The 13527-nt window shown below is 61.8% G+C and carries 16 protein-coding genes and 1 pseudogene; 6 read left to right on the top strand and 11 right to left on the bottom strand.

The features are described 5' to 3' along the window. The first annotated feature begins 24 nt into the window (after nt 1-24). Nucleotides 25-1101: a D-alanine--D-alanine ligase family protein gene (locus B5P46_RS20730; RefSeq protein ID WP_129420352.1), complete on the top strand. Its 1077-nt coding sequence runs from the start codon at nt 25-27 to the stop codon at nt 1099-1101. A gap of 15 nt (nt 1102-1116) precedes the next feature. Further along, entirely contained in the window at nt 1117-1662 is a 546-nt protein-coding gene (locus B5P46_RS20725) for an AAA family ATPase (RefSeq protein WP_129420545.1), read from the top strand. A 9-nt stretch (nt 1663-1671) separates the two neighbouring features. On the opposite strand, the gene B5P46_RS20720 is transcribed toward B5P46_RS20725, so the two are convergent. The 3 genes from B5P46_RS20720 to B5P46_RS20710 form a co-directional block, all read right to left on the bottom strand. Continuing rightward, on the bottom strand, nt 1672-2289 hold the full coding sequence (locus B5P46_RS20720; protein WP_129420351.1) for a class I SAM-dependent methyltransferase: 618 nt from the start codon (nt 2287-2289) through the stop codon (nt 1672-1674). 164 nt (nt 2290-2453) lie between these two features. After that, on the bottom strand, nt 2454-2963 hold the full coding sequence (locus tag B5P46_RS20715) for a GNAT family N-acetyltransferase (RefSeq protein WP_129420350.1): 510 nt from the start codon (nt 2961-2963) through the stop codon (nt 2454-2456). A 56-nt stretch (nt 2964-3019) separates the two neighbouring features. Continuing rightward, nucleotides 3020-3514: a GNAT family N-acetyltransferase gene (locus B5P46_RS20710; RefSeq protein WP_129420544.1), complete on the bottom strand. Its 495-nt coding sequence runs from the start codon at nt 3512-3514 to the stop codon at nt 3020-3022. Between the two features lie 248 nt (nt 3515-3762). Here B5P46_RS20710 and B5P46_RS20705 point away from each other — a divergent pair, with 248 nt between their 5' ends. Then, entirely contained in the window at nt 3763-4140 is a 378-nt protein-coding gene (locus B5P46_RS20705; RefSeq protein ID WP_129420349.1) for a glyoxalase superfamily protein, read from the top strand. Between the two features lie 172 nt (nt 4141-4312). Here B5P46_RS20705 and B5P46_RS20700 read toward each other — a convergent pair whose 3' ends face one another. From B5P46_RS20700 to gndA, 4 genes and pseudogenes are all read right to left on the bottom strand, one after another. Continuing rightward, nucleotides 4313-4612 carry a type II toxin-antitoxin system RelE/ParE family toxin gene (locus B5P46_RS20700; RefSeq protein WP_129420348.1) on the bottom strand — a complete coding sequence of 100 codons (300 nt, stop codon included), beginning with the start codon at nt 4610-4612 and terminating at the stop codon, nt 4313-4315. Continuing rightward, the gene (locus tag B5P46_RS20695) at nt 4609-4893 is read right to left on the bottom strand and encodes a ribbon-helix-helix domain-containing protein (protein ID WP_129420347.1); all 285 of its coding nucleotides are present in this window, start codon (nt 4891-4893) and stop codon (nt 4609-4611) included. The genes B5P46_RS20700 and B5P46_RS20695 overlap by 4 nt, the downstream gene beginning before the upstream one ends. 115 nt (nt 4894-5008) lie before the next feature. After that, nucleotides 5009-5740: pseudogene (locus tag B5P46_RS20690) on the bottom strand (carbon-nitrogen hydrolase family protein); the annotation flags it as partial. An 83-nt stretch (nt 5741-5823) separates the two neighbouring features. Beyond that, on the bottom strand, nt 5824-7275 hold the full coding sequence (gndA, locus tag B5P46_RS20685) for an NADP-dependent phosphogluconate dehydrogenase (RefSeq protein WP_206735379.1): 1452 nt from the start codon (nt 7273-7275) through the stop codon (nt 5824-5826). Nucleotides 7276-7485: 210 nt separating this feature from the next. On the opposite strand from gndA, the gene B5P46_RS20680 reads away from it, so the two are divergent. From B5P46_RS20680 to B5P46_RS20670, 3 genes are all read left to right on the top strand, one after another. After that, a complete protein-coding gene (locus tag B5P46_RS20680) occupies nt 7486-8277 on the top strand; it encodes a helix-turn-helix domain-containing protein (RefSeq protein ID WP_129420345.1) in 792 nt (263 codons plus the stop codon). Between the two features lie 70 nt (nt 8278-8347). Next, entirely contained in the window at nt 8348-8746 is a 399-nt protein-coding gene (locus B5P46_RS20675; RefSeq protein ID WP_129420344.1) for an SRPBCC family protein, read from the top strand. Next, nucleotides 8747-9109 (top strand): VOC family protein, encoded by a 363-nt coding sequence (locus B5P46_RS20670; protein WP_129420343.1) that lies wholly within the window; start codon nt 8747-8749, stop codon nt 9107-9109. Nucleotides 9110-9247: 138 nt separating this feature from the next. On the opposite strand, the gene B5P46_RS20665 is transcribed toward B5P46_RS20670, so the two are convergent. The 4 genes from B5P46_RS20665 to B5P46_RS20650 form a co-directional block, all read right to left on the bottom strand. Beyond that, nucleotides 9248-9955 carry a PAS domain-containing protein gene (locus B5P46_RS20665; RefSeq protein WP_129420342.1) on the bottom strand — a complete coding sequence of 236 codons (708 nt, stop codon included), beginning with the start codon at nt 9953-9955 and terminating at the stop codon, nt 9248-9250. A 250-nt stretch (nt 9956-10205) separates the two neighbouring features. Beyond that, a complete protein-coding gene (locus B5P46_RS20660; RefSeq protein ID WP_129420341.1) occupies nt 10206-11141 on the bottom strand; it encodes a lipid A biosynthesis lauroyl acyltransferase in 936 nt (311 codons plus the stop codon). 4 nt (nt 11142-11145) lie between these two features. Further along, complete coding sequence (locus tag B5P46_RS20655; protein ID WP_129420340.1) at nt 11146-12174, bottom strand: zinc-binding dehydrogenase; 1029 nt, start codon at nt 12172-12174, stop codon at nt 11146-11148. Between the two features lie 56 nt (nt 12175-12230). Further along, a complete protein-coding gene (locus B5P46_RS20650; RefSeq protein ID WP_129420339.1) occupies nt 12231-13517 on the bottom strand; it encodes a beta-ketoacyl-ACP synthase in 1287 nt (428 codons plus the stop codon). Between the last annotated feature and the right edge of the window lie 10 nt (nt 13518-13527).

Below are 13527 nucleotides of genomic sequence, written 5' to 3'. Positions count from 1 at the left end.
CACCAGATCGTTTTGGAGACTTTCATGACCCCTTCACCCCACAGGCTGCGCATTGCCGTGCTCTTCGGCGGCCGCTCGGCCGAGCATGAGGTTTCCGTGCTCTCGGCAACCAATGTCATGGGCGCGCTCAAGCCCGAGAAATACGACGCCGTCGCTGTCTTCATCACCCGCGACGGACAATGGCTGCTAAGCAGTTTTGAGGATGGCGTGCTGGCGACACCTTCATCGGGCACGGAAATCTGCCTCGTGCCGGGTGGGCGCGGCCGCGTGCTGGCGATCCCAAATCATGGCGCGCCCTATGAGCTGGCGCGGATCGACATCCTGTTTCCCGTGCTGCACGGCCCGCATGGCGAAGACGGATCAGTACAGGGCGCGGCGGAGGTGGCCCGCGTGCCACTCGCCGGTTGCGGCATCCTCGGCTCCGCCGCAGCGCTCGACAAGGACATCGCCAAACGCCTGCTGAGGGCGGCGGGCCTGCCGGTGGCGCGCGCGGTGACGATCCATGAGGGTGCCGCCCCTTCACTGGCAGCATTGGAAGGTGAGATCGGCCTGCCGCTCTTCATCAAGCCGGCGCGCCAGGGATCGTCGGTCGGTGTCGCCAAGGTCCATGCCAGTCAGGAATTTGCGCCCGCCCTCACTGAGGCCTTCCGCCACGATCGCACACTGCTCGCCGAGGAATTCGTGCGCGGCCGTGAGATCGAATTCAGCGTTCTGGAGGATGCGGCAGGAGAACTCTTCGTCTCCCGGCCGGGCGAGATCGTGCCGGCGGAGAGCCACGGCTTCTATAGCTACGATGCCAAATATATCGACGAGAAAGGTGCGGCGTTGAAAGTGCCGGCAGAACTGCCGCAGGAGGTCGAGGCTGCCATGCGCGACGTGGCCGCAAAAGCCTTCAGAGCCGTCGGCTGCGACGGCATGGCCCGCGTCGACTTCTTCCTGACGGATGACATGCGGTTCCTCGTCAATGAAATCAATACCATCCCCGGCTTCACCGATATCAGCATGTATTCCAAGGCGATGGCGGCAAGCGGCGTCACCTACGCCGAAATCATCGACCGCCTGGTGGACCACGGCCTGGCGCGCGCCCGACGGGCCGCCTGAGACGAGAGCTTGATGATGAACAGGCTGGTCTTGATTTCGGGATGTTCCGGTGGCGGAAAATCGACGCTGCTTACTGAACTTGCCGCCCGCGGTCATGCCATCGTCGAAGAGCCCGGCCGACGGATCGTCAAACAGGAACTCGAGGGCGACGGTGCGGCCCTGCCCTGGGTCGACATGGTGGCCTTCGCTCGTCGCGCGATCGAGATGGCGATCGCCGATCACGCGGCGGCGCGTGAGGAGGCGGGTTGGACGTTTTTCGATCGTGGGCTGATCGATTCGGCGGCAGCGCTGCAGCACCTGACCGGAGAACCGGTCCTGGAAAAATTGGGCGCCGCCCACCACTATCACCCGAGGATTTTTCTCACCCCGCCATGGCCCGAAATCTACACGACCGACCCCGAGCGGCGCCATGGCTTCGACGACGCCGTCGCCGAATATGATCGACTTGCCGCCATCTATCCGACGCTCGGCTACGACGTCGTCATGCTGCCGAAAATCGCGGTCGCCGACCGGGCGGATTTCATCCTCGACTGTCTCTCTCGGGAAACGAGGCAGCAGTAGACGAGATCGTCAGCGCCTGCGAAAGACGCACCACTGGAACGACTGCCGGCCACCGCCGGGTGTCGTGTGTTCCTCCCGCCAGTCACGCTGAAGCGCGAAGGTGGATGAGAATTCGGTCGCAAGCGCCACCGCGTCGTAACGCTGGACCGGCAAGCCGCTGCACCGTTCCGGCCCGTCCGGCGCAAAGGTCGCTATGATCACGACGCTGCCCGGCGCCGTGCCGGTTTCGAGCGCGCGTCGATAGGCCAGCCGCTGCTCGGGCTCGGTGAGAAAGTGAAAGACGGCGCGGTCGTGCCACACATCGTAATGGCGCTCGGGCTGCCATGAAGTGACGTCGGCAACCACCCAGGCGATCCGGCCGGCTTCATCCCGCAACCGCGCCTTGGCGACCTCGAGCGCCGGCGCGGCTATGTCGAGGACGGTGAGGTCGGACCACCCGCGCTCGACAAGCCGGTCGACAAGGCTCGATGCGCCGCCGCCCACATCGATCAGCGAGGCCGTTGCCGGCAGTTGCAGCTCGTCAAGCGCCCGCAAGGAAGGCCGGGGCGTCGGCTGATACCAGCTGACGCTGTCGGCAGATTTCGTGCGGTAGACCTCGTCCCAGTGCTCCCGCTTCTCGCCTGTCATCTGATATCCCCATCTCTTGCAGAGCCCGATATCCTACAGCGCCGAGCGTCTTTCAGACGCGCAAAGGACGCTGCAGCACTTTGAATTAGGCAGTAGCTGATCAGCATGTAAGAACTGGGACGTCTGCAACCAATCGCAGTGCGCCCAAGACCATGTTCCGCGTTTCAGGAAGCGAAATGGCGGTAAACGAGATCGGCAGGATCCGTTCGGGGGGCAGTGGGATCGAGACGCGCGCCCAGCCGCTCCGCAACGGCAACGGATGCGGCGTTGCCGGGAGCGATATAGCTGACGAGTGATGGTAGCTTGAGTGTCGCGAAGGCCCACTCGCGCAGCGCCAAGGCCGCTTCGGTGGCATAGCCCTCGCCCTCATATTCCTCATAGACGAACCAGCCCAATTCCTTCTCAGGAAAGAGCGGCCCGTGATTGATCCCCACCTGACCGACGCATTCGCCGGTTTCGCCAAGCTCGATCGTCAGTGCTCCATGCCCGAAAAGCTGCCAGAGAGCCACGTCGTGACAGAACATCCCCCATGCCGCGCGCAGATCGAACGGACCGCCCATTCCGACCGATCGCGGCGACGCCATGATCTGCGCATAGGCGGCGAAATCGTCGATCTCCGGCATGCGGAGCTTAAGACGCTCGGTTCGAATGGTCATCGCGCCCGTTTCGGACATGTCGTCGCCTTCTCTGTCAAGTCGGGTTTGGAGTTTCGGCCGTTGAACGGAATATTCTAGCTTTCAAATGCCGGGGCGAATTGCAACGTCCCGCTTGGCGGGGATCCGCGAAAAACAATCCGCTGCACGAGCCGCGTATCGAGGTCGAGATACTTCAGTTGTCCGTCGCTGCTGAAACCGACACGACTGTAGATCTCGGGATTGCCGATCAGGGCGCATCCGCTGGCGCCGATCTCGTCCAACAATTCGAGACCCCTTGCAATCATCGCCTTGCCGATACCCTGCCGCTGCCTCTCCGGCTTGACCGATATCGGCCCCAGCCCGAACCAGCCATCATGCGCACCGTCGATCGTCACCGGCGAAAACGCGACATGCCCCAGGATCTCTCCGCCCTGCTCGGCCACCAGCGATATCTTGAGATCGCCCGCCGCGCGAAGTCTGCGGACAATCTCCGCTTCCGTACCGTCACTGTAAGGCATCGGCTTGAAGGCGGTCGCGGTGAGATCATGGATCGCATCGATATCATCAGGCGTTTCGTATCGGATGAGCATCACTGTCAATTCCCTAAGCGCGTTATCGTCAAGGCTGCCCGTACAAACAGTGTTTTATCCGATTGAAACGAAGTGTCGTAGATGCCACGAGAAATCTCGCGAGATTCCGCTACCCCCTCTTCCGCAGAGGATTCCGAGGTTATAGACCTAAGCTCGTGGGCACCGTCCTGCTGATCGAAACATCGGAGCGTAACATCTGCTGGCACCGTCCGAAGGGTGTGTGCGTCTTCGCAATCAGAGGTTCTGCGATGAATGATATCGCCAATCACGGTGTTCGTTTCGGACGAATTGCCGCCATGCTGCCAGTCAAGGACATGACCAAGGCCTATGATTTTTACGCCAATGTCCTCGGCTTCAAGAATATATTCGAGAACGGCAATCCTGTCGGCTTCATGATCCTGAAGCGCGATCAGGGCGAGCTGCATCTCACCTTACAGCCGAACCACAAGGCTGCGGACTTCAATGTTGTCCACCTGATGGTCGACAATGTCGATGCCCTGCACACGGTTTGCCGGCAATATGGGCTGAGAATCCTCAAGAGCCTTCAGGACAAGGACTACGGATTGCGGGCCTTCGTGTTTGAAGACCCCGACGGCAACCGTATTGACGTTGGCCAACCGATTTAGGCAGACCGACGGGAGCTGGATGTGGAATGTGGATACGGTCCCCATCCAGCTTTCGCAAACGCCGAAATGTCGCGATGAACCGGGATCTAAAACCTCGACATGCCGGTTACTGCTGGGTGAAGAGCTGGTGAGAGGACTGGGTTTGGGCTTGAGTCCCTCTCACCCGTAGACATCACTCCTCGTAAAGCTCCAGCTCCTGCCCGCCAGACATGATCCTAAGGATATAGACGGTTTCTTCTTCGACGGTAAAAGCGATGCTCAGGCTCCGTTCGAAACCGACGATCCTCAGACCATCGCGAATCTCATCGCGAACCGTTCCTCGCTTTGGAAAGTTTTGAAAGGCTTCCAGAAATGCCCGAAGCCGGTCGATGTAGGCTTGGGCAATGGCCTCTCCCGCACGCGGCACAAGGTAATCCAACAGCGCGTCAACATCACGTTGAGCGGCGACACTGAGCCGGACGGTATATCTCATCCTTTGGTTTTGGCGGCGATGGATTTGATGCGCTTGTTGAAACCTTCAAAAGCATCATCAAGGGATACTGCCCGCTCGGGATGCGCCTTGATCTCGTCGTAAACAGGGGCGACCTCTTCGCGCAGCCAACGCTCGACCGCTGCATCACGCGCGGCAAGAGTGCGCAGCCCATCGCGGATGACTTCGCTTTCGGTGGCATACTCGCCCGAGGCAACTTTGGCCTTGACCATTTCAGCCATTTCGATTGGCAAGGTGATGCTTAAGGATTGGGTCGTGCGCATGGGCAGTCACTCTCGTTTCCCCATTCTTATGACATGAAGCACGATTAAATCCTACACTTTTCCCAACGCGACCAAGGCCCGCCACCTGCATCGAACCGCTCCCATCGTATCCACCACGGGGAAAATCAAAGACCAGCAAGCCGGGTTCCTCCAGCGGCAGCTGTGCCACAACCTGCCCTTCCGGGTTCAACACGGCGGTCGGCCCCCAGGCGATGCGCCCGTCGCGCTCGCCTGTCACGTCGGATGATATCAGCCACAGCCCTGTTTCGCGGCATCTTTCACCGCGAACCGCATTGTGTAATTCCTTGAATGTTTCCGCCTTCTCCCTCGGCATCATGTTGTTCGAGAGGCATAGGATCAGGGATGCACCAGATGCAGCGACCTTTGCCGCCGCCTCGGGAAAATTAGTGTCGTAGCAGATGTTGATCCCGAAGCGCAGGGCATCGATCGCAAAGAGCGGGCTCTCCTGTCCCGCCTCGAAAGCCCGTTCGCCGCGCAGCAGGTGGGCTTTCCTGTAACGGCCGAGAAGAACGCCGCGCTCGACGACGACGGCGGTGTTGAATAATCGCCCGTCATCGATCTCGATCAGCCCCATGACCAGCACCGGTCCCGACTTCGGCAACCGATCCAGGACCGCAGCGAACTCGGCCGATGCGAGATCGAGGGCAACACGCCGCGCCGATCGTTCATCGGTCAGGTAGCCCTGGAGAAAACCTTCTGGAAAGACCTGCAAAGCCACCCCATCAGCCTCGGCAAGCGCTGCGACCTTAACGGCATAATCCAGTGCCGCCCCAACATTCTCCCGAAATTCCGGCGTCTGCGCGGCGGCTATCCGAATGCTCGTCACTTAGATCTCCGGGTTCTCGGCCGCGGCATCTCAGCAAAAGGCCCGGCGCAGTGGCCGGGCCTCTCCTTGAAAATCGGAAAACCTCAGAAGGTCGAGGCACCGCTGCCCCAGGGGCCGTGGTGGAAATCCTTGCCGTCCAGGCGGTCGAAGCCGTGGGCGCCGAAGAAGTCGCGCTGTGCCTGGATGAGGTTTGCCGTTCCCCTGCCCTGGCGATAGGCGTCGAAATAGGTCAGCGCCGAGGTCAGCGCCGGAACCGGCAGGCCGGCGGCAATCGCGGCACCGACGACACGGCGGAGCGCCGGGATCGATTCCTTGACCATGTCGGAGAAGGCCGGCGTGACGATGAGGTTTGCCGCGTCAGGCGCCTTGGTGAAGGCCGAGGTGATCTCGTCGAGGAACTGTGAGCGGATGATGCAGCCGGCGCGCCAGATCCTGGCAATCGTCGGCATCGGCAGCGACCAGTTGAACTCGCGCGATGCTTCCGCCATCACCGCGAAGCCCTGCGCATAGGCGCCGATCTTGGCGGCAAACAGCGCCAGTTCCAGATCCTTGTTGAGCTCCGGCCCATAAGCGATCGGGAAGGACACGACCTGCGTTCCGAAGATCTTCTCGGCGGCTTCGCGCTGCGATTTCATCGAGGAGAGGCTGCGGGCGGCGACCGCGGCTTCGATCGCAGTTGCCGGAATGCCCATGTTCTGCGCCTCGATCGCCGACCACTTGCCGGTACCCTTCTGGCCGGCCTTGTCGAGGATCATGTCGACCATCGGGCCGCCGGAAACCGGATCGGTGGCGGCAAGCACCTTCTCGGAGATTTCGATCAGGTAGGAGTTCAGCCGGCCCTTGTTCCATTCGCCGAAGATGCCGGAGATTTCAGAGGCGCTCTTGCCGAGACCGTCGCGCAGGATGCCGTAGATTTCGGCAATCATCTGCATGTCGGCATATTCGATGCCGTTGTGGATGGTCTTGACGAAATGGCCGGCACCGTCATTGCCGAGCCAGGCGACGCAGGGCTCGTCATTGTAACGGGCGGCAATCGAGGTCAGCACTTTCTCGACACGCTTCCAGGACTCTTCGGTGCCGCCGACCATGATCGACGGGCCATGGCGCGCACCTTCTTCGCCGCCGGAAACGCCCATGCCGATGAAGGTCAGATCGGTATTCTTCAGCCGATCGAAGCGGGCGACGGTGTCGCGGAAATTGGCGTTGCCGGCATCGATCATGATGTCGCCCTTGGAGAGATGCGGGCGCAGCAGCTCCATCTGCTGGTCGACGGCCTCGCCCGCCTTGATCATAATGATGATCGGGCGCGGCGGCCGGATCGCATCGACAAATTCCTCGATTGTCTTGCAGGGAATGATCTGCTTCTTCAGATCGCCGGCGCTTTCGTAGAATTCGTCGGTTTTCTCCGGCGTGCGGTTGAAGACCGCGATTTTATTGCCTTTCTCCGCGATGTTGAGCGCCAGGTTGGAGCCCATGACCGCAAGGCCGATCAGTCCGATTTCTGCCTTTTCCACGACAAACCTCCGATGTGTCATTTGGACCGGTGTTGTGGCACTGTCTCGGTCAAACGGCAAGTCTCGCAAGGGTCTAATCGGTTCGCAAAAGCCAACGAAATGAGGCTTGCAATATCCCCGTTTGTCCGACAACCCACCGGCTGCCGCTTAATCCGAAGCCGCAAGTTTTTCGCGCGTCCTGCCCGTAATGCCCTATCTCATGTTATCATCAGTGCCTCGGGAGATATCGCATTGGCATCGGAAAAGCGGAAAGACACGGCTCTCCTGGCGACCCGCGCCGGCCGCTACCGCGAACATGCACCGCCGCCGACGCTGCGACGCCATTTCAGCCGCCTCTGGTCTCATGCGCTCCACAACGGACCGCCGGCAATGGTGGCGATCGTGCCGGATGGCTATTGCGATCTCCTCTGGATCGACAGCCGGCTGGTCGCCGCCGGCCCAGACAGGACGGCGGCCTTTCCCGTCATTCGGCCGGGCGCGACGGTCATCGGCGCACGTTTTGCGCCTGGCGCTGCTGCACCCTGGCTGAAGACGCCGCTCTCGGCACTGGTCGGCTGCTCGGTACCCCTCGCCGACATCGGCTGGAAGGACACTGCCGAATTCGAAGCGCGGCTTGCGGATTGTCCCGACCCCTCGGCCGCGATGGCGCTGTTTGGCCGCCTGCTCGAAGGGACCGCGCGCGATGCGGAGGAGCCTGCCCGCGACGCCGCCATGATCTTCGCCGCCGCCGACAGCGGTCGCCCGGCATCCGGCCTGCTCGACCGGCTCGGCATGAGCGAAAGGCAGCTGCGCCGCCGCTGCCACCATCATTTCGGCTATGGCGCAAAGACGCTGGAACGGATCCGCCGGTTCCAGCGTTTCCTCGACCTCTGCCGGAAGTCGGGCACGATGCCGCTTGCCCGGCTTGCGCTGGAAACTGGCTTTGCCGACCAGCCCCACATGACGCGGGAGGTCGGCGAGCTTTCGACGCTGACGCCCGCTGTCATTTTCGACCAGCTCGGCATGCGGAAAAGAGCCGACTGACCGTTTTGTTCAAGACGCTGCCGGCGGGTTTGTTATTCTGACGAAACCAAATGACAGGGACCTGCAAGCCATGACGACAATGCCCGCGAAAATCATCCACCGGTCGATCGAGCGCGATTGGCGCGACGTCTATGAATTCGCCGGAAAGCCGGAGAACATGCCGCTCTGGGCCTCCGGCCTTGCGACCGGGCTCGATCCGGACGGTGCCGACTGGATCGCCGATGGCGCTCTCGGAAAAATCAGGGTGAGCTTCGTGCCGGCCAATGAATTCGGCGTGATCGACCATACGGTGACGATCGAATCCGGCCTCAGGGTCTATAATGCCCTGCGCATCGTGCCGAACAGCGATGGCTGCGAGGTCATGTTCACGCTGCTGCGTCTGCCCGGCATGACCGACGCGCAGTTTTCCGCCGATGCCGCCCATGTCGAGAAGGATCTCGCCATGCTGAAAGCCCTGATGGAGAGATAGATGGCCGAGAAAACAGAAAACCACGACCGCCGCATCGACTATGTCGAATTCAACGTCGCCGACATCGCTGCCGCCAAAGCCTTTTACGGCTCGGCCTTCGGCTGGCGCTTCACCGATTACGGCCCCAATTATTGCGAATTCGACGATGGCCGGCTGAAGGGCGGCTTTACCGATTTCGGACCGGTGCGGCCGGGCGGCGGCCCGCTGGTCGTCGTCTATGCCAATGATCTGGAAGAAGTGCTGACCTCAGTCGAAAGAGCCGGCGGCACGATCTGCCGGCCGATCACCGATTTTCCCGGCGGCCGTCGCTTCCACTTCCTCGACCGCGACGGTTACGAGCTCGCCGTCTGGGCGGCTGCTTAGAGCAATTCCAGGAAAAGTGTGAAGCGGTTTTCCGTACGGAATTGCGTAAAAACAAAAACTTAGAGCGGTTCTGCGTTTCCATGAAAAGCTGAACCGCTCTAGCCAGACTACCCAAGGCAGCCGGATTGGTCAGGCAGCCTACGACAGCCGATCGAGATCTTCCATGACGAGCAGGGCGCCGATCACCGTACCGCCCGCATCGCGCAGCGGCGACATGCGACAGCGCACCTGCCGCGATTCGCCGCTGTCGGCCGAGCGGTCATAGGTATAGTCGGTCCGGTCGCCGGCAAAACAGGCGTCGAGCTTATGCTTGGCGCATTCGGCAAACCGCTCCTCGCCGATGAATTCGGAAAGGTGGCGCCCGATGAGCTCCATCGGCTTTCTGTTGAGATGGGCGCTGTTGGCTGGATTGGAATAGAGGTAGCGATAGTCCCTTGTCAGCACCGCCACGCGGTCCGGCAGGCTTTCGAGGATCACCGCATTGAGGAACTGACCATTGTCGGTATCCGGCACATAGGCTGGCGGCGGCTCGATGCGCACATCCTGCGGCGAAGGCACGCGCCAGTCCGGCCCATGCGCCCCGAAATAGCGGTCGAGCAGGTAGGAAAGCACCGACGTGTGCTCCGTGACGCTGGCGCTGTCGTCGGCATCCTGGCTGATCAGGTGGCTCACAAACTGCAATTGCATGTAGACTTCGAGCAGATTGGCTGCCCGGCAGGCGAGAATTGCCTCGACCAGCGGCTCGACATGGCGGTCGAGCGCCGTGACGCGCTGGTCGTCGCCCAGGCGTATGGCTTCCTCGATTTGCACGCAACGCAAAGAAAAAGCTCGAAAAAGCTCCAGCAAGACGCCTCCCATTCCCATTGCCCAAGAGACGAGTCCGAAACCTCACATGGCTGCATTTCCCAAAAATGCGCCTTCCGGTAGACATTATTCGCGTCTTGGTGGTGACGGGTAACATGAAGTGCCCTCAGTTTCAATCCGAGAGCAGCTGCCGCTTTTCACCGCTGATAAATGGGGGTGGACCTTTTTCAGAGTATGATGCCGAAAAGTGGGAGCGGTTTTCGGCATCATGCCGGCCTAAAATCATCCTGTTCTAAGGCGCGAGCGTCTGCTTGATCTGCCAGCGATCGTGATACCAGAGCCACTGTTCCGGGTATTCCCGCACCCAGCTTTCCACCTTGTCGTTGAGCAGCTGGGCGGCGGCCGGCAGGTCGAGATTGCCATTGGCGTCGCGGGGCATGTCCAGCCGCGGCTCGATTTCCAGCCGGTAGCGATTTCCGGGCAGTCGGATGCAGCGCGCCGGATAGACTTCGCAGTCGAACTGGCGCACCAGCTTCGGCAGCAGCGGATTGGTCTTGACGTCGCGACCAAAGAAGGTGCCCTTCAGCCCCTTGCGGAATTTCTGGTCGACCAGCACGCCCACCCCCTGGCCGGCTTCCAGCTGACGGGCGAGCGCGAAGGAGGAGCCGGCATGCGAGGGCACCAGCTTGCCCATGCGGGCGCTCCGGAAGTCGAACACCTTCTTGGCGACATAGGGATTATTCGGCGGCCGAAAAAGCACGGTGACGTTGAGCCCGAAGGCGGCACCCGCCACCGGCAGGAGCTCGAAATTGGCGGTATGGCCGGTAAAGACGATGAAAGGGCGCGGATTGTCACGCAGGTCGAGGAAGATCGGGACGCCCGACACCTCCACCCTGCCCGGCTCCGACTTTTCGGGATCATAGTCGAACAGCTGATCGAGGAAGACGTATTCAGCCGCAAGCCGCCCCATATTGCCCCAGCTGGCGAGCGCGATCTCCTCGATCTCGGCCTCGCTCTTCTCAGGGAAGGCGTTGCGCAGATTGGTCAGCATCAATCTGTGGCGGCTAGTCAGCCGGCCGAGGCGGCGCATCGTCCTGTCGGCAAAGCGGATCGCACCATCGGCCGGAAACAGCTTCAGGAAATTCAGGAAGCCGAACATCACCTGAGCCACCAGCCATTGCTGGAAATTCCTGAGCGCCAGAACGATCCGGGTGACGAAGAGCTTCACGCGGTCAATCCATCTTCAGGATGATCTTGCCAAAGATCTGGCGCGATTCCATCCGCTCCAGCGCCCGGTCGATATCGCTGAAGCTGACCTCGGTATCGATGACGGGATGGACGAGCCCGCGGCCCATCTTCTGCATCGCATCCGCCATGTTCTCCATGCGGCAGCCGAAGGAGCCGAAGAGTTTCAGCTGCTGCTGGAACAGCATCATGAGGTTCATCTCTGTGGAAACACCCGAGGTCGAGCCGCAGGTGACGAGGCGCCCGCCACGCTTCATGCAGAGCATCGAGCCCGCCCAGGTATCCTTGCCGACATGTTCGAAGACGACGTCGACGCCCTTCTTCTTGGTGAGCTTGCGCACCACGCCTTCGAAACGGTCGGTGCGGTAGTTGATGACGTGATCGGCGCCGAGCGCCTTGGCCTTTTCGATTTTGTCGTCCGAACCGACCGTGGTGATGACGGTGCAGCCGATCTTCTTGGCGAGCTGGATCGCCGCCGTGCCGATGCCGGAGCCGCCGGCATGGACGAGGATCGTCTCGCCCGGCTCGAGCTTGGCATTGTCGAACAGCATGTGCTCGACCGTGCCGAAGGTGACCGGAGCAAGCGCCGCGCCGATCGCGTCGACGCCGGGAGGGGCCGGCACCAGCAGGCGCGCCGGCAGGTTGACCTTCTCCTGCGCGAAGCCGTCGAGATGGAAGCCGTGCACGCCCGAGACATGTTCGCAGAGATTGTCGCGGCCCTCGCGGCAGGGGCGGCAGAGGCCGCAGGTGCGCGCGCCGTAGATGGAAACGAGCTGGCCCGGCAGCACGTTGGCGACGCCCGGCCCGATCGCCTCGACGACGCCAGAAGCTTCCGCACCGATGACCAGCGGCATCTTGCGCTTGGCGAATGCCATGCCGCGCCAGCCCCAGACATCGATATGGTTGAGCGCCACCGCCTTGACGCGCAACGTCACCTCGCCGGCACCAGGAGCGTCCGGTTCCGGCAGGTCGGTGATCTCAAGCTTGCGGTCATCGATCAGTTGCAAAGCGCGCATGGCAAAATCCCTCGCCTTCAAGACGGTCTTCTTGTTTTGAAATTGTCGCGAACCGCTTAAGCCGGTTCGAGCGCCATGACAAGGCTGGCATTCTGCCCGCCGAAGCCGAAGGAGTTGGAAAGCACGGCTGAAACCTGAGCTTCCCGCTTCTTGTTCGGCACGACATCGAGAACGATCGACGGATCGGGGTTGTTATAGTTGATGGTCGGCGGCAGCGTTCCGGTCAGCATCGTTTGCAGCGAGAACACCGCCTCGACGGCGCCCGCCGCCGTCAGCGTATGGCCGATCATCGACTTGTTCGACGAAACCGGAATGCCGACGAGCCGATCGCCGAACACGGCCGACATCGCGCCATACTCCATCTTGTCGTTCTCCGGCGTCGAGGTGCCGTGCGCATTGATGTAGCCGATGCCGCTCTCGTCGATGCCGGCATCGGCAAGGGCCGCGCGGATCGTCGCGATTGCCGGGCCGCCATCGGGCGACGACCGAGTGCGATGGAAGCTGTCGGCCTTGTCGCCGGCGCCCTTCATGATGCCAAGCACCTTGGCGCCGCGAGCGACCGCCGATTCCAGCGATTCCAGCACCAGCGTCGCCGCACCTTCGGCGATGACGAAGCCGTCGCGATCCTTGCTGAACGGCTTGGAAGCCTTGGTCGGCGGATCGTTCTGCGTCGAAAGGGCCGACAGCAACGAGAAGCGGATCAGCGCTTCGGCACTCAGCGATCCGTCGGTCGCGATCGTCAGCGCGCGATCCGTGCGGCCCTGGCGGATCGCCTCGATGCCGAGCTGGATCGCCGTAACGCCCGAGGCGCAGGCGGTCGATAGCGTGACGGGAAGGCCGCGGGTGCCGAACCGGTCGGCAAGACGCTCGGAAATCGCGCCAAACAGGGCCGCCTCATGGAAGGCCGGATCCGGACGCTGGCGCAGCGCCGTCAGGAAGCGCTCATAAGCATCACCCGGATGGTCGGAAGCCGGCGAACGGTCGGCAAGCTCGAAACGCGCGCTCCATTCCGGCTCGATCGGCGGGGCGGCGAGGAATAGCGGGCCGTTGAAATCGCCGGAAAGACCGGCATCGGCCAGCGCCTCGATCGTCGTTTCGCGGGCGAAGGCATAGGAGCGCTCGACGGCGTTCGGCGCCGGAATGCCGATGAAGTCGACGGTGCCGGCGATCCGCGTCGACAGGCCCTCAGTCGGGAAGCGGTTGATCTCGTGGATGCCCGATGTGCCTGACGAAAGCGCTGCCCAGTTGTCGCTGAGGCCCTGGCCGAGCGATGTGATGATGCCCATGCCGGTAACAGCCACGATCGGACGGCCGAGGTGATCTCTATAAGCGGAAGCTGTCATATCTCTCACT

It is taken from the genome of Rhizobium leguminosarum, from assembly GCF_004123835.1.
GTDB classification, from domain to species: domain Bacteria; phylum Pseudomonadota; class Alphaproteobacteria; order Rhizobiales; family Rhizobiaceae; genus Rhizobium; species Rhizobium leguminosarum_M.
Note: the sequence above shows the minus strand (reverse complement) of the source record. Positions and strands in the feature narration are given on the sequence as shown.

Bases quoted from the DNA above. Each gene is read 5' to 3' on its own strand.
- B5P46_RS20730 (WP_129420352.1), top strand. From the start codon at position 25: ATGACCCCTTCACCCCACAGGCTGCGCATTGCCGTGCTCTTCGGCGGC.
- B5P46_RS20725 (WP_129420545.1), top strand. From the start codon at position 1,117: ATGAACAGGCTGGTCTTGATTTCGGGATGTTCCGGTGGCGGAAAATCG.
- B5P46_RS20720 (WP_129420351.1), bottom strand. From the start codon at position 2,289: ATGACAGGCGAGAAGCGGGAGCACTGGGACGAGGTCTACCGCACGAAA.
- B5P46_RS20715 (WP_129420350.1), bottom strand. From the start codon at position 2,963: ATGTCCGAAACGGGCGCGATGACCATTCGAACCGAGCGTCTTAAGCTC.
- B5P46_RS20710 (WP_129420544.1), bottom strand. From the start codon at position 3,514: ATGCTCATCCGATACGAAACGCCTGATGATATCGATGCGATCCATGAT.
- B5P46_RS20705 (WP_129420349.1), top strand. From the start codon at position 3,763: ATGAATGATATCGCCAATCACGGTGTTCGTTTCGGACGAATTGCCGCC.
- B5P46_RS20700 (WP_129420348.1), bottom strand. From the start codon at position 4,612: ATGAGATATACCGTCCGGCTCAGTGTCGCCGCTCAACGTGATGTTGAC.
- B5P46_RS20695 (WP_129420347.1), bottom strand. From the start codon at position 4,893: ATGCGCACGACCCAATCCTTAAGCATCACCTTGCCAATCGAAATGGCT.
- gndA (WP_206735379.1), bottom strand. From the start codon at position 7,275: ATGACACATCGGAGGTTTGTCGTGGAAAAGGCAGAAATCGGACTGATC.
- B5P46_RS20675 (WP_129420344.1), top strand. From the start codon at position 8,348: ATGACGACAATGCCCGCGAAAATCATCCACCGGTCGATCGAGCGCGAT.
- B5P46_RS20670 (WP_129420343.1), top strand. From the start codon at position 8,747: ATGGCCGAGAAAACAGAAAACCACGACCGCCGCATCGACTATGTCGAA.
- B5P46_RS20655 (WP_129420340.1), bottom strand. From the start codon at position 12,174: ATGCGCGCTTTGCAACTGATCGATGACCGCAAGCTTGAGATCACCGAC.
- B5P46_RS20650 (WP_129420339.1), bottom strand. From the start codon at position 13,517: ATGACAGCTTCCGCTTATAGAGATCACCTCGGCCGTCCGATCGTGGCT.